Genomic DNA, 20,574 nt, shown 5'->3' with positions numbered 1-20,574 from the left:
TTACGGGTGACGAGTGAAGAGCGACGGGGAGGGTCGGTCAGCCCTTGAGGCTGCCGGCGGTGAGACCGGCCATGATGTGCCGCTGGAACAGGAAGAAGACGACGATGGTCGGGATGCTCGCGATCACCAGGGAGGCGACCAGCACGTTCTGCGGCATCTGGGAGGAGAGCGAGGCGATGCCGATGCTCACCGACATCTTGTCGCTGTCCGGCAGGACCAGCAGGGGCCAGACGAAGTCGCGCCAGACGTTGACGACGGTGAGGATGGAGACCACGCCGAGGATGGGCCGGGAGATCGGTATCACCACCGACCACAGGATGCGGCCCGGTGACGCGCCGTCGATCTCGGCGGCTTCGAGCAGCTCCCTGGGGATCGAGTCGAAGAACCGCTTGAGCAGGAAGACGTTGAAGCCGTTGGCCGCCGCCGGCAGCCAGATCGCCCACGGCGTGTTGAGCAGGTTCCAGCCGAAGATCGGCACGTCCTTCACCGTCAGGTACGCCGGGAGCATGATGACCATGGGCGGAATCATCAGCGTCGACAGCATCAGGGCCAGCACGACCTTGCCGAGCGCCGGGCGGAGCTTCGACAGGGCGTAGGCCGCCGAGACGTCCACCGCGAGTGTCAGCAGCCAGGCGCCCCCCGCGTACAGGGCGGTGTTGCCGAGCAGCGTGCCGAGGCCCAGCAGGTCCCACGCCTCCAGGTAGCCGTCCAGGGAGAAGTGCGACGGCAGGAAGGTCGGCGGGATCGCGTTGAGTTCCTCGGTGGACTTCATCGCACCGGTGACCATCCAGTAGAGCGGGAAGACGAACGCGGCGGTGAAGCTCACCACCACGATCACCAGCACGATCCAGTAGACGATCCGGCCGCGGGTGGTGTTGAGCTGGTGCGGCGAGACGGCGGTGCGGAACTGCGTGTTGATCGGCTTGCGGGGCCGCCGCTGCCCGCGGCGCTCGTGCCGGGTGGAGGTGGCCGGCGTCCCGGCCGAGCGGTCGGGCATGACCGTGGTGTTGGACATGGTCGCTCCCCTCACACCGTGTTGTCGCGCGAGACGCGCAGGTAGATCGCGGAGAACACCATGAGCACGATCATGAGCATCAGGCCGAGCGCGTTGCCCGCGTTGAGGTTGCCGAAGTTGAAGGCGTACTGGTACATGAGGTAGACGACGCTGACCGTGGCGTTCTCGGGGCCGCCGCCGGTGAGCAGGTAGGGCTCGATGAAGACCTGCATGGTCGCCACGATCTGGAGCAGCAGCATCACCAGCAGGATCAGCTTGGTCTGCGGGATCGTGACGTGCCGGATCCGCTTGAACAGGCCGGCGCCGTCGAGCTCCGCGGCCTCGTACAGCTCGCTCGGGATCGTCTGCAGGGCGGCGAGGTAGATCAGCGTGCCGCTGCCCATGTTCATCCAGGTCGAGACGATGACCAGCGAGATCAGCGCGGTGCTCGTCGAGTTGAGCCACTGCAGGCCGGGCAGGTGGAACAGGTCCAGGACCTGGTTGAACAGCCCGTAGTCGGGGTTGTAGAACCACTGGAACAGCAGGACGCTCACCGCGGGCGGCAGCATGACCGGCAGGTAGACCACGAAGCGCAGGTAGGCGCGGGCGTGCCGTAGCTCGTTCAGGACGATCGCGGTGACGAAGGGGATCCCGTAGCCGCACAGCAGGGCGAGCACCGTGAACAGCGCGGTGTTGACCCAGGCCGGTCCGAAGGCCGGGTCGTCGACGATGGTGCGGAAGTTCTCCAGCCCCACCCATTTGGGCGGGTCCACGAAGTTGGTCTTCTGGAAGCTGAGGATGACCTCCCGGACCATCGGATACCAGGAGAAGAACCCGAAACAGATCAGAGCGCCGCACAGGAAGCCGTAGGCGGTCACGTTGCGCCGCACGGCGCGCCGGAGTCTCGTCGGCTGCCGCCGCCTGCCGCCCGCTGCCGGGATGCTCGCTGTGGTCATCGTTGTGAATCCGATCTCGACGTGATTGCCGGGGCGCCGGCCGCGTGAAGGTCACGACCGCGGGCGGCGCCCCGGATTAGGCCCGGATTATCAGGGCGGTCAGCCCTTCGAGGCCAGCAGGGAGTTGACCTTCGACTCGGCGTCGGAAAGGAGCTGGTCGATGTTCGCGTCCTTGCGGGTCAGCACGGCCGACATCGGAGTGTCGAGGATCTTGTAGATCTCCTGGGCGTACGGCCCCGGCTCCGCCTTCGGCGGGATGCCCTTGGAGCCTTCCACCCATCCGGCGAACTGCGCGGCGTCGATGTTGGCGTTCGCCTTGCGCAGGTCGTTCACGGCCTGGCCGGACGGCGTGTCCGCGCCGTACAGGTCGGGGTACGGCTGGCCGACGGTGAGGTTCGCGCCCTTGGCCCGCACGTAGTCGAACTGTCCCTTGCCGGGGGTGAGGAACTTGTACTCGATCCACTTGAGGCCGGCCTTGATCTGCTCGGGCGTGGCCTTCGGGTTGATCATGTAGCCGGCGCCGCCGTTGAACAGGGCCTTGGCCTCGGGCTGGGCGGTGATGGAGTAGTTCTCGAACTTGCCGCCGAAGTCGTTGCGGAGCGAGATGAGCACGTCGGGCGCGCCCAGCATCATGCCCATCTTGCCGCCGGCCATGGCCTTCATCAGGGCCGGCCAGTCGATGTAGAGCTGGGAGCCCATGCTGTTGTCGACCCACCGCATCTGGTGGAGGTTCTCCAGCACGGCCTTGCCCTCGGGGGTGTTGAAGGCGGCCTTCTTGCCGTCGTCGGTGATGACCGATCCGCCGCGGCCGTAGATGGAGGCGGTGAAGTGCCAGCCGCCGACGTTGTTGCCGCTGTACTCGCCGTATCCGACGTAGCCGGGACCGAGCCCCGCGATCTTCTTGGCGGCGGCCTGCACGTCGGCCCACGTCTTGGGCGGGTTGTTCGGGTCGAGACCGGCCTTGGTGAAGACCTCCTTGTTGTAGACGAGGCCCATGCCGTAGCCGTCGGTCGGCAGCCCGTAGATCTTGCCGTCCTTCTTGAACAGGTCGATCGAGCTGTTGTAGTCAGCGAATGTCTTGATCTCGTCGACGTACGGCGTGAGGTCGGCGGCCTGGCCGCTCTCGATCAGGCGGCCCACGTTGGGGAAGTTGACGTAGAACACCGTCTCCAGCTCGCCGCTGGCCAGCTTGGGCTCGAAGGTGCGCGGGTCGTAGCAGGGGAACGCGTCGGTGACCTTCGAGACCTTGATGGTGGGGTTCAGCTTCTGGAAGGCCGCCAGGTCCTCCTCGAAGGTCGCACGCTCCGCCTTGTTCGTCTTCGGCGGCTCGCAGTTGACCGAGATCGACACCGGCCCGGCACTGCCGGGCGCCGCGCCGGCCTTGTCACCGCCGTTACCGCTGTCGTCGGTGCCGCACGCCGCGGCCGCTGCAATGGCAAGTCCCGAGACCAGCAGTATCGAGAGCTTGTGGGATTTCATCCTCGTTCCCTTCTGGAACCGCGCACCACGACCCGTCGAAGCACACGGCTCGGGGCCGACTGGAGCGCCCCGATCCGCTCGGTTGCGAGAAACATACAGAGGCATGCAGGACTGAGCAATAGTTCGTCATTAACTCTGCAAAAAAGTGACAGTGATCGGTCTGTCGCAGGCGCGCCATCGCTGTGCACAGGACTCGAACGGCACGACGGCGTGGGGAGCAGGGATGTGGGACGGCATGGAGGAGCAGGTATGCGCGACTGCATGGGGAGCAGGGACGTGGGACGGCCTGGAGGAGCAGGGCCGCGCTCAAGCGCGGGCGGGTGCTCCGGCCGGCCGTGATAGTCGCGGTCTGGTGAGCCTCGGGAGCGGCCATCGCGGGCGCGGTGGTACAGGGCACGGTCTTACGCCGGCCTCCGCACCCGCCCGCCCCCGGCGCTCCGCGCCGACGGCGAGGCGGGCCGACGGCGAGGCGGGCCGGAGGCGAGGCGGGCCGGAGGCAGAGCTCTTCCCTGAGCAAGCGAGGCCCGAAAGCAGCAGCGATCTCGAAGAATGGGGATTCAGGAGCGGGGCGCGGGGGCGGTCGAGGCGCGCACGACCAGCTCGGGCTCGAACAGCAGCTCGTCCCCCGGCACCACGGCCGCGTCGATCTGGGCCACCAGCAGCTCGACGGCCGCCCTGCCCATCGCGTCGATGGGCTGGCGGACCGTGGTCAGCGGCGGGTCCACGCAGTTCATCAGCGCCGAGTCGTCATAGCCGATGACGGAGACGTCCTCGGGCACCGACAGCCCCGCCCGGCGGGCCGCCCTGATCGCACCGAGGGCGAGCACGTCGCTGGCGCAGATGATGCCGGTCACGCCCGCGGTGACCATGCGTGTGGCGGCGGCGTGCCCGCCTTCCAGCGAGAACATCGTGTGCTCGACGTGGTCGGGGCCGAGCTCCAGTCCGTTGGCGGCGGCGTACGCGCGGAACGCGGCGAGCTTGCGCTGGGACGGCACGTGGTCGGGCGGGCCGAGCAGCATCGCGACCTGGCGGTGCCCGAGCGCCATGAGGTGGGCGAGCGCGATCTCGGCCGCGGCGACGTCGTCGCACGACACCTGCGGGAACCCGAGATGCTCGACCGCGGCGTTGACGAGCACGGTCGGCAGCTTGCGTTCGAGGACCCTGCGGTAGTGGCTGTGGGAGGCGTCTCCCTGGGCGTACAGGCCGCCGGCGAAAACCATGCCGGAGACGTGCTGCTGGAGGAGCAGGTCCACGTAGTCGGACTCGGAGACGCCGCCCACGGTCCGGGTGCACAGCACGGACGTGAACCCCTGCTGGGCCAGCGCGCCCCCCACTACCTCGGCGAACGCCGGGAAGATCGGGTTCTGCAGTTCCGGGAGGACCAGGCCGACGAGCCGGCCGCGGTCGCCGCGCAACTGGGTGGGCCGTTCGTATCCCAGCACGTCGAGCGCGGTGAGCACCGCCTCTCTGGTGGCGTCGGAGACCCCCGGCTTGCCGTTGAGCACGCGACTCACTGTCGCCTCGCTCACGCCCACCTTCTTGGCCACTTCCGCAAGCCGTCGTGTCATGCACGCAACTATACGACAGCGAGCGCAAACATTTTCATCCGCTTGCGCATGCGCTCACGAACAGCACGTCAGGCCCCTACCGCGCTCCGGAGCGGGACCGGCGGGCCCTTCGTGCCGATCGCGATCGGCACGGTGCGCCCCCGCTCCTCCTCGGGCCGATGTGCGGAGCGGTCGAGAGAGCCCGGGGCTGGGGTTATGTGACGTCGTAACGCGCATGTCATCTTGCGATTTCTCGTCGCAATATTGCAGAAGGATGTTCACCAACTTATCGTGTGGGCCACTCACCTTCTTCGGAGGTGTGGCGGTTCAGCGTCCACGCCGCATCTCCCGGGTCTCGCATGCAGAAAGGAACCTCATGAGAAGATCCGGAGCCGCCGTCGCGGTGGCGGGGGCGCTGATCGCTGTGGGGAGTGTGGTGGCGTTGCCCGGCACGTCGTCGGCCGCGACCTCGCCGTCGCCCTTCTCCGTCCCGGGAAGAGGCGCGACCGTGCCGTTCACGGAGATCGAGGCCGAGGCCGCCGCGACCAACGGCGAGCAGATCGGCCCGGACCGCGTCTACACCCACCTGCCGTCCGAGGCGTCGGGCCGCCGGGCCGTACGCCTCGACGCGCCGGGAGAATACGTCGAGTTCACCCTGTCCAAGCCCGCCAACGCCATGACCGTGCGCTACAGCGTGCCGGACAACGCGGCCGGAACGGGCATCACGGCACCGGTCGATCTGAGGATCAACGGGATCAAGCTCAAGGACCTGCAGTTCACCTCCCGGTACGGCTGGTTCTACGGCGGCTACCCGTTCGGCAACACGCCCGGCGACAAGCCGCACCACTTCTACGACGAGACCCGGACGATGTTCGGGTCCACCCTGGCGGCGGGGACGAAGGTCAGAATCCAGGTGGCCTCCACCTCGGTCGCGCCGTGGGTCGTCGTGGACCTCGCCGACTTCGAGCTCGTGCCGGACGCGATCCCCCGGCCCGCCGGGTCGCTGTCGGTCGACGACTTCGGCGCCGACCGCGACGGCGCGAGCGACTCGACGGCCGCCTTCCAGGCCGCCGTCGACGCCGGGAAGGCCCAGGGCAAGGAGGTCTACATCCCGGCCGGGACGTACACCCTGTGGGACCACGTGGTCGTGGACGGGGTCACGCTGCGCGGCGCCGGGCCCTGGTACAGCGTGCTGACCGGCCGCCATCCCACCCAGCGCGACCGGGCCGTCGGCGTCTACGGCAAGTACGTCAGCGGCGGCGGCTACACCGGCGGGATCCGGCCGCACGAAGCGGGCGGGCCGAGCCGCAACGTCACCCTGCGGGACTTCGCGATCATCGGCGACATCACCGAGCGGGTGGACGACGACCAGGTCAACGCCCTCGGGGGCGCGATGACCGATTCGGTGGTCGACAACGTGTGGCTCCAGCACACCAAGGTCGGGGCCTGGATGGACGGCCCGATGGACGACTTCACAATGAAGAACAGCCGCATCCTCGACCAGACGGCCGACGGCGTGAACTTCCACACCGGTGTCACCAACTCCACGGTGACCAACACCTTCGTCCGCAACAGCGGTGACGACGGCCTGGCGATGTGGCCCGACCGGATGGCCAACGTGAACAACGCGTTCACGTTCAACACCGTGGTCGCGCCGGTCCTGGCCAACAACATCGTGACGTACGGCGGCCGAGACATAAAGATCACCGACAACGTAGTGAGCGACACGGTCACCAACGGCGGCGGCATCCACGTCGCCAACCGCTATCCGGGGGTGAACTCCGGCCAGGGCACTGCGGTCGCCGGCACGATCACCGTCGCCCGCAACACCCTCATCCGGGCCGGCAACAGCGACTACAACTGGAACTTCGGCGTCGGCGCGATCTGGTTCGACGGCCTCAACGAGCCGATCAACGCGACGATCGACGTGACCGACACCGACGTCGTCGACAGCTCCTACGAGGCCATCCAGTTCATCGAGGGCAGCACCCAGACCGTCAACTTCTCGAACGTGAACATCGACGGCACCGGGACGTACATGATCCAGGCGCAGGCGGCGGCGAAGGCGAGCTTCACCGGCGTCCGGGCGGCCCACATCGGCGCGGGCGTCGCGATCCACAACTGTGTCGGCACCGGATTCGCCCCCGCGTACGGCACGGGCAACTCCGGCTGGAGCCCGGACTCCACCGTCTGCACCGGCCAGTGGCCCGCGCCGAACTACATCTACGACGGCAGCGGCCCCAGCCCGAGCCCGTCGCCGTCCACCTCGCCGTCCACCTCCCCCTCGCCCAGCCCGACGGCGTGCGCTCCCGGCAGCGGCGACCTCGCCCGGGGCAAGACGGTCACGGCGACGAGCAGCACCCAGTCGTACGTCGCGGCCAACACCGTGGACGGCGACGCGAACACCTACTGGGAGTCGGCCGGCAACGCCTTCCCGCAATCGATCACCGTGGATCTGTGCGCGGTGACCCCGGTCCAGCGGGTGGTGCTCAAGCTGCCGCCCAGCGCGGCCTGGGCCACCCGCACCCAGACGCTGACGGTCCTCGGCAGCACGGACGGGACGAATTACACCACCTTGTCCCCCTCGGCGGGCCATACGTTCGACCCGGCCACGGGGAACACGGCGAGCATCTCCTTCACCAGCGCGAGCGTCCGCCACGTCCGGGTGACCGTCACCGGCAACACCGGCTGGCCCGCCGGGCAGCTGTCGGCCTTCGAGGTGTACGGCACCGGCGGCACACCCAGCCCGTCACCCAGCGTCTCCCCCAGCCCGCCGCCCACGGGGAACCTCGCCCGGGGCAAGGCCGTCACGGCGACGAGCAGCACCCAGACGTACGCCCCGGCCAACACCGTGGACGGCGACGCGAACACCTACTGGGAGTCGGCCAACAACGCCTTCCCGCAGACGCTGACCGTGGACCTCGGCGCGTCCGTCACAGTCGGCAGGGTGGTGCTCAAGCTGCCGCCGAGCACCGCCTGGGGCGCCCGCACCCAGACGCTGTCGATCCTCGGCAGCACGGACGGCACGAACTACACCACGATCGCCGGACCCGCGGGCTACACGTTCGACCCGGCGACCGGCAACACCGTCACCGTCGCCGTGCCCGCCGCCGCCCGGCGCCACCTGCGGCTGAACGTCACCGGTAACACCGGCTGGCCGGCCGCCCAGATCTCCGAGTTCGAGGCGTACGCCTCGTAACCCGGAACGGGACGCCCGGAGGAGGAGTGGACGCCTCCTCCTCCGGGCTCCCCCACACAGCATGACCCCCTCAGCAGGCCGTCAGGTGACGGGGACGCCGACGCGGCCGGTGGAGGAGCGGACGACCAGCTCCGGCTCGAACAACAGCTCGCCCGTCGCGACCGCGGCGCCCTCGATCTGGCTGACCAGCAGCTCCACCGCGGCCCGGCCCATCGCCTCGATCGGCTGACGCACCGTTGTCAGCGGCGGGTCCACGCACGTCATGAGCGCGGAATCGTCGTATCCGACGACGGACACGTCCTGGGGCACGCGTCTGCCGGCCCGCCGCGCCGCGCGGATGGCCCCGAGGGCCAGCGGGTCGCTGCCGCAGATGATCCCGGTGACGTCCTGCCGCACGAGCTTCAGCGCCGCCGCGTGGCCGCCCTCCAGCGAGTGCATCGTGTGCTCGACCAGCTCGCCGCCCGCGGCCCGGAACGCCTCCAGTTTCCGTATGGACGGCATGTGGTCGGCGGGGCCGACGACGAGGCCGATCCGCTGGTGGCCCAGCGCCCGCAGGTGGCCCAGCGCCTGCTCCACCGCGATCGTGTCGTCGCAGGAGACACGGGGGAAGTCCCAGTGCTCGGCGGCCGCGTTGACCAGCACGGTCGGCAGCCGCCGCTCGACCAGCCGCACGTAGTGCTCGTGGACGACGCCGGTCTGCGTGTAGAGCCCCCCGGCGAAGACCACACCGGACACCTGCTGCTGCAACAACAGGTCCACGTAGTCGGCCTCGGAGATCCCGCCGACCGTACGCGTGCACAGCACGGGGGTGAACCCCTGCTGGGCCAGCGCCCCGCCGACGACCTCGGCGAACGCCGGGAAGATGGGGTTTTGCAGCTCGGGCAGGACGAGCCCGACCAGGCGGGCGCGCTCGCCGCGCAGCTGTGTGGGCCGCTCGTAGCCGAGCACGTCGAGAGCCGTGAGCACGGCCTCCCGGGTGGCCTCGGAGACCCCGGCCTTGCCGTTGAGGACGCGACTCACCGTGGCCTCGCTGACCCCGACCTTCTTCGCAACCTCCGCAAGCCGTCGCGTCATGGCGGCAAGCATACGACGCGGAGCGGCCGGGCCAAGGATCTTCGACGACACGGTTGCAAGCGGGCTGAAAGCACCGTGAAAGAGGCGATTCCTAGTGTCTGCCACGTTGCAGATCTCCCAGGAAGGCATCATGAACATCCTCAGGAACAGCCTCGCCGTCGTCGCGGCGTCCGCCCTTCTCGGTCTGACCGCCGCCTGCAGCGGGAGCCAGACGGCCGTCTGCGAAGAGGCGACCAAGGCGTTCACCGACTACAGCTCCAAGGCCGCCGCCGCGGCCGGCGACATCAAGGGCATCAACACCGCGACCGGCGACCTGGCCGCGCAGCTCAAGGACCTGTCCGGCAAGGCGGACGGCGACCTGAAGGTGGCGCTCGCCGGCATGGCCGACTCGTGGGCGTCCTTCAAGATCGACCTGTCGGACCCGGCCTCCGCGACCAAGCTCGCCGAGTTCGGGCAGAAGGCCACCCAGGCGACGCAGCAGCTCGCCTCCGCCTGCTCCTGACCTCCCCCGGCCTCACGGCCCGCCTCGCCGCCGGCGCCGAGCGTCGGGGGCGGGCGGGTGCGGAGTCCGGCGTAAGACCGTGCCGGATATCACCGCGCCCGCGACGGCCGCCGGTTCACAGCACCCTGCCACGCCTGGCGGCTCGGGCGTAGTCGCGCAGGGATCCGCCGATTGCCGGCCGCTGACGCAGGAACTCCTCGACGATGCTCTCGACCACGTCCGAGTAGGTGACGTGCCAGTGCCCCAGCCCGTGCAGAGCGCTCTCGACGCAGGCGACGTTCTCACTGGGCAGCGTGTCACGCATGACCCCGAGCAGCACCTCGTCGACCCTGCGCGCGACGGGGTCACCCGGCCTGCCCCAGGTGGGAAAGACGTCCCACCACATGTAGCAGATGCTGTTCAGGGGATTTTCCACTGAGTAGCCGTTATCGCCGTGACTCAACGAGTTCCGACACAGACGTTCGAACAACTGGGCGTACAACTGCCTGATCGCCGCGGCGCACCGGACTCGCAGGTTCTCGGGCACGGACGGGTTGTACAGCTCGCGGAACAGCCCGGAGTCGTCGGCAAGGAACCACAGGCCATCCGCGATCCGCTGGGTCGAGTACGTCTCCGCCACCCGGCCGGCAGCGGTGAGGAATTCCGTCAGCGAGAGCACGCTGTCGAGGGGATCGTCCAGGAAGTCGCCGCCGTCCCGTAGGACGAACAATCGCTGAGTCCACGCTTCGAGATCGATTGCCACTTCCGGACTGTCTCACCCCACCGAGGGCGTGCATAGCCGCCGGCGGCCTTGGCGCCCACGGTGGCGAGAATCAGCACGACGACACGGCGATAGCCGGCTTTCGACCCGCTATCGCCACTGGCCGTTCCATCGCTGCTCAAGCCCGCCGAGGGACCTGGGCCACCCGCCGTCCCCCTCTAACGGCTCGTCTCAAGCCACCCGCCCGGCCGGGCCGGAGCGCCGCTCTTCCGCGCCCGGCCCCGCCGTCAGTACTCGAGGCCCCAGTCGTGGGTGCCGAGGGTGTAGGCGTCCCCCTTGGGCACCAGCCTGCCGCCCTCGGCCAGGCTGTGGAGGCACCGCCGTACGTCGTCCTCCGGAAGATCGGTCATCGCGGCGACCTCGGCGGCGGTCGCGGGCCGTTCCTTCGTGTTCAGGGCGGCGACGGCCTCGTAGACCGTCATGTCCGCCGCCGTCATCTCCTGGACGTCTTCCAGGCTCTCCTCGTCAGGCACTGCGCTGTCTCGCCCCCTCACGCAGCCGCTCCGGATCGACCTGCCGGTCCGGGTAGCGTTCGAGGTACTCGCCTTCCAGCTCCTGCGTCCGCGAGGTGTGGCGCTCCAGCGCGTCGTCCGATCCGTGGAAGAACGTCTCCGAGCGGGTCTCGTGCAGGTGGCGCAACTCGCGGATCAGGTCCTCGTCGCCCAGGTCCCGCGGGTCGACTCCCATGGTCATGGCGGTCCTCCCTCACACCTCTGTCGGCTTGTCCCAGCGTTCGTCGGGGTTCTTGTCGTCCGGCTCCGCGTTCGGCGGATCGGTGGCGGACGGGGTCCACTCACCGGCGATATCCGGCTCGTCCTCGGTATCGATGTATCGGTCGTCTTCCCTTCGCATGCCAGGTCTCCTGCCCGGTGGAGCGCCCGCCATTCCGGACCGGCCGCACCGGACCGCTCCCGGAATGCCATACGGCCCGCCCCCTTCGCGACGGTGCGCGACGGGGACGGGCCGTGCGGGGACCGGAAGGTCTCAGGACAGGTCGAACTCCCCGCCCTTGACCCCTTCGACGAACGCCTCCCACTCGCCGGGGGTGAACATCAGCCGCGGCCCCTGGGGATCCTTCGAGTCGCGTACGGCGACGCCGTCGCGCAGGCGCGCGACCTCCACACACTGGTTGCCGACGGTGTTCGAGCGCGCCGCCTTGCGCCAGATCGCGCAGGCCAGGTCGTCCGCCGGTACAAGTCCCCTCATCGTCCCGCCATCTCCTTCTCGACCGAAATGATCATTTCCATGGACTTCTCCGGGCCGAGCGCGGCGGCACGAAGATGATCGAAGACCTGGACGTATCCGCGGATCTCCGCCGGATCCTCCAGGTAGAGCTCGCCGCTCATGTTCTCCAGCAGCACCACGTCGGCGTCGCCGGGATCGGGGAAGGCCAGGATCGCCGTCGAGTTGCCCATGCCGAGGTAGGCGCCCGCGTCGAACGGCAGCACCTGCACGGTGACGTTCGGCTGGACGGCCATCTCCCGCAGCCTGCGCAGCTGCTCGGCCATCACGGGCGGGCCGCCCACGGGCCGGCGCAGCGCCGCCTCGTCGAGGACGGCCCACAGCTCCAGTGGGGCGGGCCCGGTCAGGCGCCGCTGGCGCTCCATCCGGGCGGCCGCCCGGCGCTCGATCTCCGCCGGGTCCTTCACCAGGGCGGCGCCGATGACCGCGCGGGCGTAGTCCTCCGTCTGCAGCAGCCCGGGGACCAGCAGCGGCTCGTAGTTGCGCACCGACGACGCCTCGGCCTCCAGCCCGACGTACGGCCCGGGCAGGACGTCGTCGTAGGCGCGCCACCATCCCCGCCGGGCGGCGTCCCTGGCCAGCGCGATCAACGCGTCCCGTTCCGAGCCCTCGACGCCGTAGAGGTCGAGCAGGTCGCGGATGGTCCGGGTGTGCGGGCGGGTGTGGCCCGCCTCGATCCGGTAGACGGTGGAGACCGCCACGCCGAGCCGTCGCGCGACCTCCTCGCGGACGAACCCGGCCTCTCGCCGCAGACGCGTCAGCTCACCGGAAAGCCGGCGGAGCCGGACTGTAGGGCCGCCCACTCCCCTCATGAACCGAACTCTCCCTTTCGCCGCAAAAGGAAACTATGCAATCGTGCATTCGCCATATTGCGTAGCCGTTTTGCAAAGTGCAGGATGAACGAAGTCTTGCACGGACCTCGAATCGCCATCCGCAGGCGGGTGCACAGGGAGTTATCACGGGATGACAATTCTCAACCTCTCGGGGAGAATCGCGATCTCACGCCCCTTCTCGGGAGACCCGTCCCAGGTGCGGGCCGCCCGGCGGTTCGTGGCGAGCCGACTCGGCGACGGCCACCCCTGCCGCGACGACGCCGTGCAACTGATCGGCGAGCTGGTCGCCGAGTCGCTCCGGCACGCCGCCTCCTGCGGACGCCCGCCGGGATACGGCGTGTCGGTCCTGGCCACGCCCGCCGCGGCACGCGTCACGTTGTCGACTCAGGGCTGCGGGTGCTGGACGTCTCCCGAGCTGACACCGGGCCGCGGCGTCCACCTCGTGCACCTGTTCACCCGCCGGTGGGGCGTGTCGGCGAGCCGCACCGGGGTCTGCGTGTGGTTCGAGCTCGGGCACGACGCCGCCGTACCGCCGCCCAGGGGCGTCGAAAGCGAGAGCACGAGGACGGCCTGAACGCCGGTCCGCACCGCCACGGGCCGAGACCGGTGAGAAGCGGAACGAATTTCTGGCCGGATCCGGGGTAGACGGGCGCCATATCTTCCGGAGAAGGGGACGATATGGCGCAAATAAGCACCGACATTCCCGCGCGGCTGGATCGGCTCCCCTGGGCCCGTTGGCACTGGCTCGTGCTCATCGGACTCGGCACCGTCTGGATCCTCGACGGGCTCGAAGTGACCATCGTCGGGGTCATCGGCCCCCGGATCACGGACCCGAGCAGCGGGCTGGGACTCACCGACAGCGAGGTCGGGATCGCCGCCGGCGTGTACGTCGCGGGAGCCTGCCTTGGCGCTCTCTTCTTCGGCCACCTGACGGACCGGTTCGGGCGCAAGAAGCTCTTCCTGGTGACGCTCGCCCTCTACCTGGCCGCCACCGTGGCCACGGCGTTCTCGCACGACGCCTGGTACTTCTACCTGTGCCGGTTCTTCACCGGCGCCGGCATCGGAGGCGAGTACGCCGCGATCAACTCGGCGATCGACGAGCTCATCCCGGCCCGCGTACGCGGCACGGTCGACCTGGTGGTGAACGGCTCCTTCTGGCTCGGCACCGCGCTCGGCGCGCTCATCGCGATCCCGGCGCTCGACACGAGCCTGCTGCCGGCCGGTCTCGGCTGGCGCCTGCTGTTCGGCCTGGGCGCCGTCCTCGGCGTGGCGATCCTGCTGGTCCGCAGGACCGTGCCGGAGAGCCCGCGCTGGCTGTTCATCCACGGCCGCGGAGAAGAGGCCGAGGAGATCGTGCGGGAGATCGAGACGAAGGTCCGCGAGGAGAGCGGCAAGACGCTCGAACCGGCGCACGGGGAGATCAGGATCAACCAGCGGACGCACACCCCGCTGTCGGAGGTGGCGGCCACGCTGCTGCGCCGCTATCCCAAGCGCACGACCGTCGGCCTGTCGCTGTTCATCGGTCAGGCGTTCCTCTACAACTCGATCTTCTTCACGTACGCGCTGGTGCTGTCGAAGTTCTTCAAGGTGCCGGACGGCAGCACGCCGTGGTATCTCGTCCCGATCGCGATCGGGAACTTCCTCGGCCCGGTCCTGCTCGGCCGATTCTTCGACACGGTCGGGCGCCGGACGATGATCGCGGGCAGCTACGTGCTGTCGGGCCTGCTCCTACTGGGCACCGCCGTGCTGTTCAACGCACACGTGCTGACCCCGGTGACCCTCACGGCCTGCTGGATGGTGGTGTTCTTCTTCGCCTCCGCGGGAGCGAGCAGCGCCTACCTGACGGTCTCGGAGATCTTCCCGATGGAGACCAGGGCCCTGGCGATCGCGCTGTTCTACGCCGTCGGCACCGGGCTCGGCGGCATCATCGGGCCCGTGCTGTTCGGCCGCCTGGTGGAGAGCGGGGTCGTCGGCAACGTCGTGGTCGGCTACGTCATCGGCGCCGTCCTGATGATGGCGGCCGGGCTGGTGCAGTGGTTCATGGGCGTGGAGGCGGCCCGGCGTTCGCTGGAGGACATCGCCGCACCACTCAGCGCCGAGCAGCACCAGATGGTCTGATCGCGCCAAGTCTTCGGCACAGGCACCTGCCCCCGGCAGGTGCCTGTGCGCGTTTCAAAGTGGTTGTACCCCTCTCCGCGGCCTGCCCGGTAACAGCCGTCGATGCCGGGTTCGAACCCGGCCTCAGGGTGCGGGGTAGGCTCACCCGCCCGGCCTCACAACCCATTGACGCCACTTGTGGCGTTCGTTACTGTTCCGCCCAGAATCACCATTCTAGATCTCGAATTCTAGAGTGCTCTCCCCGGGGTGCCCTCAAGCGGCACCCGATCCCATCTCAGGGAGGAGAAGGGAAATGGCAGCGGTAGGAGTCTTCGACACCCTGAAGACCAGGAAGATGTCGGCGATGCAGTGGTGGGTGGTGGCCACCGGTCTCTTCCTCGTCCTGATGGACGGCTATGACATCTCGTTGACGTCGTTCGCGTCGCCCTACATCGCCGACGACTTCGGGATCACCTCCAAGGAGCTCGGCATGGCGATGTCGGGCGCCCTGGTCGGTCTGTTCATCGGAGCGGTCGCGCTCGCGCCGCTCGGCGACAGGATCGGCCGCCGGGCCACCGGCCTTCTCGGGGCCTACATCGTGGCGATCGGCATGGCGATCTCCACCTTCGCCGACGGCGTCGCGTTCCTCGCCCTCGGCCGCATCGTGACGGGCGCGGGGATCGGCACCCTCATCGCCGTCGTGGCGGTTCTCTTCTCCGAATATGTCAACGCCCGCGTCTACCCGATCGTCATGACCGGGTATGCCGCCGGCATCCCCATCGGAACGTTCCTCGGCTCGACCTTCATCGGCCCGACGCTGCACGAGCATGGGTGGCGTTTCGCCTTCGGCATCGGTTCGGGAGGCGCGCTCCTCAGCATCGTCCTCGTGCACCTGCTGATGCCCGAGTCCCTCGCCTACATCGCCTCCTCCCGCAAGCGCGGTGCGATCGAGCGCTTCAACAGGCTCCTCGGCCGCATGGGTCTCGAGTCCGTGAGCGCCCTCCCCCAGGAGGAGAGCCTCACCAGGACGAAGGCCCCGTTCGCCGAGGTCTTCAGGGGCAAGCTCCTGCGCAACACGATGCTGTCGAGCCTCGCCTACTTCCTCTTCATGGTCGGCTTCTACTTCACGACGAACTGGGCCGCCAAGTACATGGCCGACGTCACGCACGACCGCAGCGTGGCAGCGGACACCATGTCCTGGTACGGCATCGGAGGAGTGATCGGCGTCCTCCTCTTCGGTGCCGTCATCGCCCGGCGCGACATCTACCGGATGACCGCGATCGTCATCGTCCTGAGCGGTGTCTTCCTTGTCGTCTTCGGCCAGGCGGCGACCGTTCAGACGCTTCCCTTCCTCGCCATCGCCGCCACCTCGTTCTTCCTGAGCGCCTCGACGACAGGTTTCTACGCCGCCGTGCCTCTGCTCTACCCGGAGAAGGTCCGCTCGACCGGCTACGGACTGGTCATGGGAGTGGGGCGCATCGGCGGCATCATCGCCCCGACCCTCGGCGGCGCCTTCTTCGACGCCGAGGTGGCACCGCGCCTGACCTTCGCGTTGTTCGCGCTGCCGCTCGTCCTCTCGGCCATCGTGCTGCTGTTCCTGCACGGCCACGTGCGGCGCGTCCGCACCGGTGTCGAGGCGGCGACGGCACTGAACGCGGCCTGAGGAACACGAGACACGACATCTCACATCAGGAGGATCACAATGATCGGGGGAAAGAGGGCCGCGCTGGTCATCGCCGCGAGCAGCGGGATCGGCGCGGCGACGGCCCGCGAGCTCTCGACGCGCGGCCACCGCGTCGCGGTGATGGCCCGCGGGGAGGCGGTGGAGAGTCTCGCCCGTGAGATCGGCGGCCTGGCCGTCCGCGGGGACTACACCGCGCGGGGAACGATCGAGTCCGCCGTGGAGCGGGTGACCGGCGAGTGGGGACGTCTCGACGTCGTCGTGAACAGCGCCGGTCACGGGCCGAAGGGCACTCTCGAAGAGCTCACGGACGAGCAACTGGCCCTCGGCTTCGACCTGTATTTCTACAACGTGGTGCGTGCCTGCAAGGCGGCGCTCCCCGTCATGCGGTCCCGGGGTGGCGGTGCGATCGTCAACATCTCCAGTGCCGCCCCCACCGAGCCCTCGCCTCGCTTCCCGACGTCCATGGTGGCGCGGGCCGCGATGACGACCTGGGTCAAGCTGTGGTCCGCCGAGGTGGCCGCGGACGGGATCAGGGTCAACAACGTTCTCCCGGGATACACCGTGGCCGACCCGGCGACGGTCCCGAGCGACTGGGTCTCGAACATCCCGATGCGACGTCCGGCCAGCTATGCCGAGATCGCGCGTACCGTGGCGTTCCTAACGTCGGACGACGCCGCGTACATCACGGGCCAGAACGTGCGCGTCGACGGAGGCGTGACCCGGAGCGTCTGACTTCCGCCGGCGGCCGATCAGCCGGCGGCGGTGGAGATGGATTTGCGCTCGCGCGCGAGTTTCACGTACCGGTCGACCAGTCCTTCGAGTGCCAGGGCGGCGAGGTCGGCATATTCGGCGAAATCAATGCGAATGGCCGAGTTGGCGTGCACATAGAAGCCGTCGGTAAGGGCGAGACTGAGCACCGCCAACTTCTCCGGCAATTCGGGAAACGCCTCGACCACGTCGCCGGGCAGCGAATCCGCGAGATGCCTGACATTGACCTCGAACATCTTGGACCGGATCCTTATATACGTCCGGCGGACCTCGCTGTCTTCACCGAGGCCGCCGAGACGTTTGTCGAGAGCCAGGATCATCGCGACCTTCAACAGCGCCTCTTCGCGTGAGTAACCGCCGGGGTCCTCGCGGACCTGGCCGGCGATGCCGCGCGTCACCTTGTCGCGAACCGCGATCGGGCCCGAGTGAATCTTGAGCCATTCGGCGTGGCAGTGCTCGAGCAATTCGACGAAGAGCTGCTCCTTGTTCTTGAAGTGCCAGTACACGGAGCCGATGGGCAGGCCCGACTCCGCGCTGACGTCCGCCATCGTCGTGCCCTCGTAACCCCGCTCGACGGCGAGGCGCAGCGCCGCCTGAAGGATCTGCTCCTTGGAGTTCTCTGATCTCGCCCGCCGTGAAGTGCCTTGCGCCATAGGGGGAGTGTACGCGAGGCAAGGGCCGCCACGAGGTCCTCCCCGGCCCCCGCTTCCCGCCTCCGCACGGGGTGCCACGCCGCCCCCCGCACCGTCCGAGCAGGAATCCGGCGGGGGGGCTCGGGGGGTTGCGGGAGCATCTCCCCGCTAGTACGTTGATTCTGGAACCGCGATTCTAGTGAGAGGGCGAGGACCCGTGAGCTTCGCGTTGGCGGCTATGAGCCATGCTCCGACCCTGGGCAGGGTCGATCCCGGCGGGACGATCCACGAAGAGATCCTCGAGGCGATCGAAGGCGTCAAGGAGTTCGTGGCCGAGTTCGACCCGGAAATCGTGGTCTCGTTCGGCCCCGACCATTTCAATGGCGTGCTGTACGAAATGATGCCGTCGTTCTGCATCGGCGCCCAGGCCGAGGGCATCGGCGACTGGGGAACGCGGGAAGGGCCTCTTCCCGTCGACTCGGAAACCGCGCGCCGTCTTCACGCCGGCGTACTGGCCCAGGGCATCGACGTGCCACGCTCGGAGCGGCTGAAAGTCGACCACGGAATGCTCCAGACGATGGAGTTCATCTTCGGCGAGGAATTCACCAAACCCTTTGTGCCGATCTTCGTGAACTGCGTGGGCCTTCCGCTCGGCCCCATGGGGCGGATCCGCCTCTTCGGCGAGGCGGTGGGCAGGACGGCGGAACAGCTCGGCGAGCGGGTGCTCTTCCTCGCCTCCGGGGGCCTGTCCCACGACCCGCCGATCGCGGTGTTCGACACCGCCCCCGAGCCGGTGCGTCAGCGGCTGACGAGCGCCGTCGTCACCTCCGAGCAGCGCGCCGAGCGCGAGGCCATGATCATGCGGGCCGCGCACGCGCACGCCCGCGGCGAGGGCGACTGCAAGCCGGTCAACGAGGCCTTCGACCGCGAGATCCTGCGCGTCCTGGGGTCGAACGACCTGGCCCAGGCCGACGAGTGGCGCAACGACTGGATCACCCGCGAGGGCGGATCAGGGGCGCAGGAGGTGCGCACGTGGCTGGCCGCGTTCTCGGCGCTGTCGGCCTTGGGCGAGTACAAGACGGTGGACGAGGGCTACTGGTCCTCCGTCCCCTGGGGCGCCGGCTTCGGCGTGGTCACGGCGAGGTCGCTCGCATGACGATCCGCGGCGTTCACCATCGCACCCTGTGGTCGCAGATCGCCGATCTGCCCCACGTCCTGGAGTTCCCGGAGATCGGGGGGATCCGCACCCGCGTGCTTCGCATGGGGCGGGGCGACCAGACCATCCTCATGCTCGCCGGCACGAGCGGGCACATCGAGGCGTACACGCACAACCTGCGCGCGCTCGGCGAGCACTACCAGATCATCGCGTACGACTACCCGGGCCACGGCTACTCGACCCTGGTGAAGGGCACGCTCGAGATCGCCGACTACATCGAGCACCTGCTCGCGCTCATGGACCACTACGACCTGGACAGGCCCCACCTGTGCGGGGAGTCCCTCGGCGGCTGGATCGCCCTCAAGGTGGCGCGGCGGCACCCCGAGCGCTTCGCCTCGCTGATCCTGAGCGCGCCCGGCGGGCGCATGATCCCGGCCGACCGGATGGCCCGCGCCCAGAGCATGTCGCGCCGTTCGGTCGAGGACCCCTCCTGGGAGAACGTCAAGGCACGCCTCAACGTCGTCATCCACGACGCCGAGGCGATCAGCGACGAACTCGTCGCGGTGCGCCAGGCCATCTACGCCCAGCCCGGGTTCGTCGACTCGATGAACGCGATCCTCGCCCTGCAGGATCCCGAGATCAGGCGGCGCAACAGCGTCACGGACGCCGACTACGAGAACCAGCCGCTGCCGGCGTTGCTGGTCTGGACCGACCACGAGCCGTCGGGCGACCCCGGCGTAGGGCGCGCTCTGGCCGAGAAGATGCCGCACGGCCGGTTCGTGCTCGTCGAGGGCGCCGCCCACTGGCCGCAGTGGGAGGAACCCGAGCAGTTCAACGCGGCGGTCCTTCGGTTCCTGCGGGAGCAGGCGTCATGAGCGGGGTCCTCGACACGGTGACCGACCTCCTCTGGGAGGCGAACGTCCACCGGACCCGCATGCCGTTCGTCCGCGAGTTCATCGCCGACGACGACGTCGACTCGGCGTACGAGATCCAGCGCAGGATCGTCCAGCGCAAGATCGCTTCGGGACGGACCCGCGCCGGGCGCAAGGTCGGCCTCACCAACCCCCTGGTCCAGGCCAAGGCGGGCGTGAACGAGCCCGACTACGGAACGATCATGGACGACATGGTCTTCCACGACGGAGCCGTGTTCGACCCGAAGGACTACGTCAAGCCGAAGATCGAGGCCGAGGTCGCCTTCGCCCTCAAGAAGGACCTGCACGCCTGGGACATCCCCACGATCGAGGACGCGATCGACTTCATCGCGCCGGCGTTCGAGCTGGTCGACTGCCACTACGAGAACTACGGCATGAAGATCGTCGACACGATCGCCGACAACGCCGCCTGCGCCGGGATCATCCTGGGCGACAGGCAGCCCTACGGGAGGGTGGACCTCCGGGACGTCCGCCTGTCCCTCACCCGGGACGGGGTGGAGATCACCTCTGGCATCGGCAGCAACGTCATGGGTAACCCGATCAACGCCATCGCCTGGCTGGCCCGCACCGCGTGCGAGCAGGACGTCCCGTTGCAGGCCGGCGAGCTTCTCCTGCCCGGCTCGATCGGTCTGATCATGGACTTCGATTTCGGGCCGCTCTACCGGGCCGACATCACCGGCGTGGGGTCGGTGACCGCACGCTTCGCCAAGGAGTGAACC

At 68.7% G+C, this 20,574-nt stretch carries 21 protein-coding genes; 9 read left to right on the top strand and 12 right to left on the bottom strand.

What is annotated here, in order from left to right; translation table 11 throughout:
• Positions 1-37: 37 nt before the first annotated feature.
• The 4 genes from FH610_RS18685 to FH610_RS18670 form a co-directional block, all read right to left on the bottom strand.
• A complete protein-coding gene (locus FH610_RS18685) occupies positions 38-1,015 on the bottom strand; it encodes a carbohydrate ABC transporter permease (RefSeq protein WP_139575801.1) in 978 nt (325 codons plus the stop codon).
• A gap of 11 nt (positions 1,016-1,026) precedes the next feature.
• The gene (locus tag FH610_RS18680) at positions 1,027-1,950 is read right to left on the bottom strand and encodes a carbohydrate ABC transporter permease (RefSeq protein ID WP_139575800.1); all 924 of its coding nucleotides are present in this window, start codon (positions 1,948-1,950) and stop codon (positions 1,027-1,029) included.
• Between the two features lie 99 nt (positions 1,951-2,049).
• Positions 2,050-3,429, bottom strand: coding sequence for an extracellular solute-binding protein (locus FH610_RS18675; RefSeq protein ID WP_139575799.1), 1,380 nt, complete (start codon positions 3,427-3,429; stop codon positions 2,050-2,052).
• Positions 3,430-3,986: 557 nt separating this feature from the next.
• On the bottom strand, positions 3,987-4,997 hold the full coding sequence (locus FH610_RS18670; RefSeq protein ID WP_139575798.1) for a LacI family DNA-binding transcriptional regulator: 1,011 nt from the start codon (positions 4,995-4,997) through the stop codon (positions 3,987-3,989).
• Positions 4,998-5,352: 355 nt separating this feature from the next.
• On the opposite strand from FH610_RS18670, the gene FH610_RS18665 reads away from it, so the two are divergent.
• Positions 5,353-8,175 carry a discoidin domain-containing protein gene (locus tag FH610_RS18665; protein WP_139575797.1) on the top strand — a complete coding sequence of 941 codons (2,823 nt, stop codon included), beginning with the start codon at positions 5,353-5,355 and terminating at the stop codon, positions 8,173-8,175.
• An 81-nt stretch (positions 8,176-8,256) separates the two neighbouring features.
• On the opposite strand, the gene FH610_RS18660 is transcribed toward FH610_RS18665, so the two are convergent.
• Positions 8,257-9,249 carry a LacI family DNA-binding transcriptional regulator gene (locus FH610_RS18660; RefSeq protein ID WP_139575796.1) on the bottom strand — a complete coding sequence of 331 codons (993 nt, stop codon included), beginning with the start codon at positions 9,247-9,249 and terminating at the stop codon, positions 8,257-8,259.
• 130 nt (positions 9,250-9,379) lie between these two features.
• Between FH610_RS18660 and FH610_RS18655 the strand changes: the two genes are divergently transcribed.
• Complete coding sequence (locus tag FH610_RS18655) at positions 9,380-9,751, top strand: hypothetical protein (RefSeq protein ID WP_139575795.1); 372 nt, start codon at positions 9,380-9,382, stop codon at positions 9,749-9,751.
• A 115-nt stretch (positions 9,752-9,866) separates the two neighbouring features.
• Here FH610_RS18655 and FH610_RS18650 read toward each other — a convergent pair whose 3' ends face one another.
• The 6 genes from FH610_RS18650 to FH610_RS18630 form a co-directional block, all read right to left on the bottom strand.
• A complete protein-coding gene (locus FH610_RS18650) occupies positions 9,867-10,493 on the bottom strand; it encodes a hypothetical protein (RefSeq protein WP_139575794.1) in 627 nt (208 codons plus the stop codon).
• Between the two features lie 245 nt (positions 10,494-10,738).
• Positions 10,739-10,984: a helix-turn-helix domain-containing protein gene (locus FH610_RS18645; protein WP_139575793.1), complete on the bottom strand. Its 246-nt coding sequence runs from the start codon at positions 10,982-10,984 to the stop codon at positions 10,739-10,741.
• Complete coding sequence (locus FH610_RS18640; RefSeq protein WP_079319741.1) at positions 10,977-11,204, bottom strand: DUF6158 family protein; 228 nt, start codon at positions 11,202-11,204, stop codon at positions 10,977-10,979. Before FH610_RS18640 ends, FH610_RS18645 begins: the two co-directional genes overlap by 8 nt.
• A gap of 12 nt (positions 11,205-11,216) precedes the next feature.
• Positions 11,217-11,363, bottom strand: coding sequence for a hypothetical protein (locus tag FH610_RS42890; RefSeq protein WP_159454895.1), 147 nt, complete (start codon positions 11,361-11,363; stop codon positions 11,217-11,219).
• Between the two features lie 132 nt (positions 11,364-11,495).
• Complete coding sequence (locus FH610_RS18635) at positions 11,496-11,717, bottom strand: DUF397 domain-containing protein (RefSeq protein WP_139575792.1); 222 nt, start codon at positions 11,715-11,717, stop codon at positions 11,496-11,498.
• A complete protein-coding gene (locus tag FH610_RS18630) occupies positions 11,714-12,565 on the bottom strand; it encodes a helix-turn-helix domain-containing protein (RefSeq protein ID WP_139575791.1) in 852 nt (283 codons plus the stop codon). Before FH610_RS18630 ends, FH610_RS18635 begins: the two co-directional genes overlap by 4 nt.
• A 151-nt stretch (positions 12,566-12,716) precedes the next feature.
• Between FH610_RS18630 and FH610_RS18625 the strand changes: the two genes are divergently transcribed.
• The 4 genes from FH610_RS18625 to FH610_RS18610 all read left to right on the top strand — a co-directional run bounded on the left by FH610_RS18625 (position 12,717) and on the right by FH610_RS18610 (position 17,099).
• Positions 12,717-13,160, top strand: a complete 444-nt coding sequence (locus FH610_RS18625; protein ID WP_139575790.1) for an ATP-binding protein — start codon at positions 12,717-12,719, stop codon at positions 13,158-13,160.
• Positions 13,161-13,264: 104 nt separating this feature from the next.
• Positions 13,265-14,704 carry an MFS transporter gene (locus FH610_RS18620; protein ID WP_205825875.1) on the top strand — a complete coding sequence of 480 codons (1,440 nt, stop codon included), beginning with the start codon at positions 13,265-13,267 and terminating at the stop codon, positions 14,702-14,704.
• A gap of 292 nt (positions 14,705-14,996) precedes the next feature.
• Entirely contained in the window at positions 14,997-16,346 is a 1,350-nt protein-coding gene (locus tag FH610_RS18615; protein WP_139575789.1) for an MFS transporter, read from the top strand.
• A 39-nt stretch (positions 16,347-16,385) separates the two neighbouring features.
• Positions 16,386-17,099 carry an SDR family oxidoreductase gene (locus FH610_RS18610; RefSeq protein ID WP_139575788.1) on the top strand — a complete coding sequence of 238 codons (714 nt, stop codon included), beginning with the start codon at positions 16,386-16,388 and terminating at the stop codon, positions 17,097-17,099.
• Between the two features lie 17 nt (positions 17,100-17,116).
• Here FH610_RS18610 and FH610_RS18605 read toward each other — a convergent pair whose 3' ends face one another.
• Complete coding sequence (locus FH610_RS18605; protein ID WP_139575787.1) at positions 17,117-17,788, bottom strand: TetR/AcrR family transcriptional regulator; 672 nt, start codon at positions 17,786-17,788, stop codon at positions 17,117-17,119.
• Positions 17,789-17,966: 178 nt separating this feature from the next.
• On the opposite strand from FH610_RS18605, the gene FH610_RS18600 reads away from it, so the two are divergent.
• The 3 genes from FH610_RS18600 to FH610_RS18590 are packed head-to-tail and all read left to right on the top strand — an operon-like array spanning position 17,967 to position 20,571.
• Complete coding sequence (locus FH610_RS18600) at positions 17,967-18,923, top strand: 3-carboxyethylcatechol 2,3-dioxygenase (protein ID WP_338104556.1); 957 nt, start codon at positions 17,967-17,969, stop codon at positions 18,921-18,923.
• A complete protein-coding gene (locus FH610_RS18595) occupies positions 18,920-19,798 on the top strand; it encodes an alpha/beta fold hydrolase (RefSeq protein ID WP_139575785.1) in 879 nt (292 codons plus the stop codon). The genes FH610_RS18600 and FH610_RS18595 overlap by 4 nt, the downstream gene beginning before the upstream one ends.
• Positions 19,795-20,571 carry a 2-keto-4-pentenoate hydratase gene (locus FH610_RS18590; protein WP_139575784.1) on the top strand — a complete coding sequence of 259 codons (777 nt, stop codon included), beginning with the start codon at positions 19,795-19,797 and terminating at the stop codon, positions 20,569-20,571. Before FH610_RS18595 ends, FH610_RS18590 begins: the two co-directional genes overlap by 4 nt.
• The last annotated feature ends 3 nt before the right edge of the window (positions 20,572-20,574 follow it).

The organism is Microbispora catharanthi, assembly GCF_006334915.2.
GTDB lineage: Bacteria > Actinomycetota > Actinomycetes > Streptosporangiales > Streptosporangiaceae > Microbispora > Microbispora catharanthi.
The sequence above is the reverse complement of the archived record's forward strand: the minus strand, read 5'-3'. Positions and strand labels throughout refer to the sequence as shown.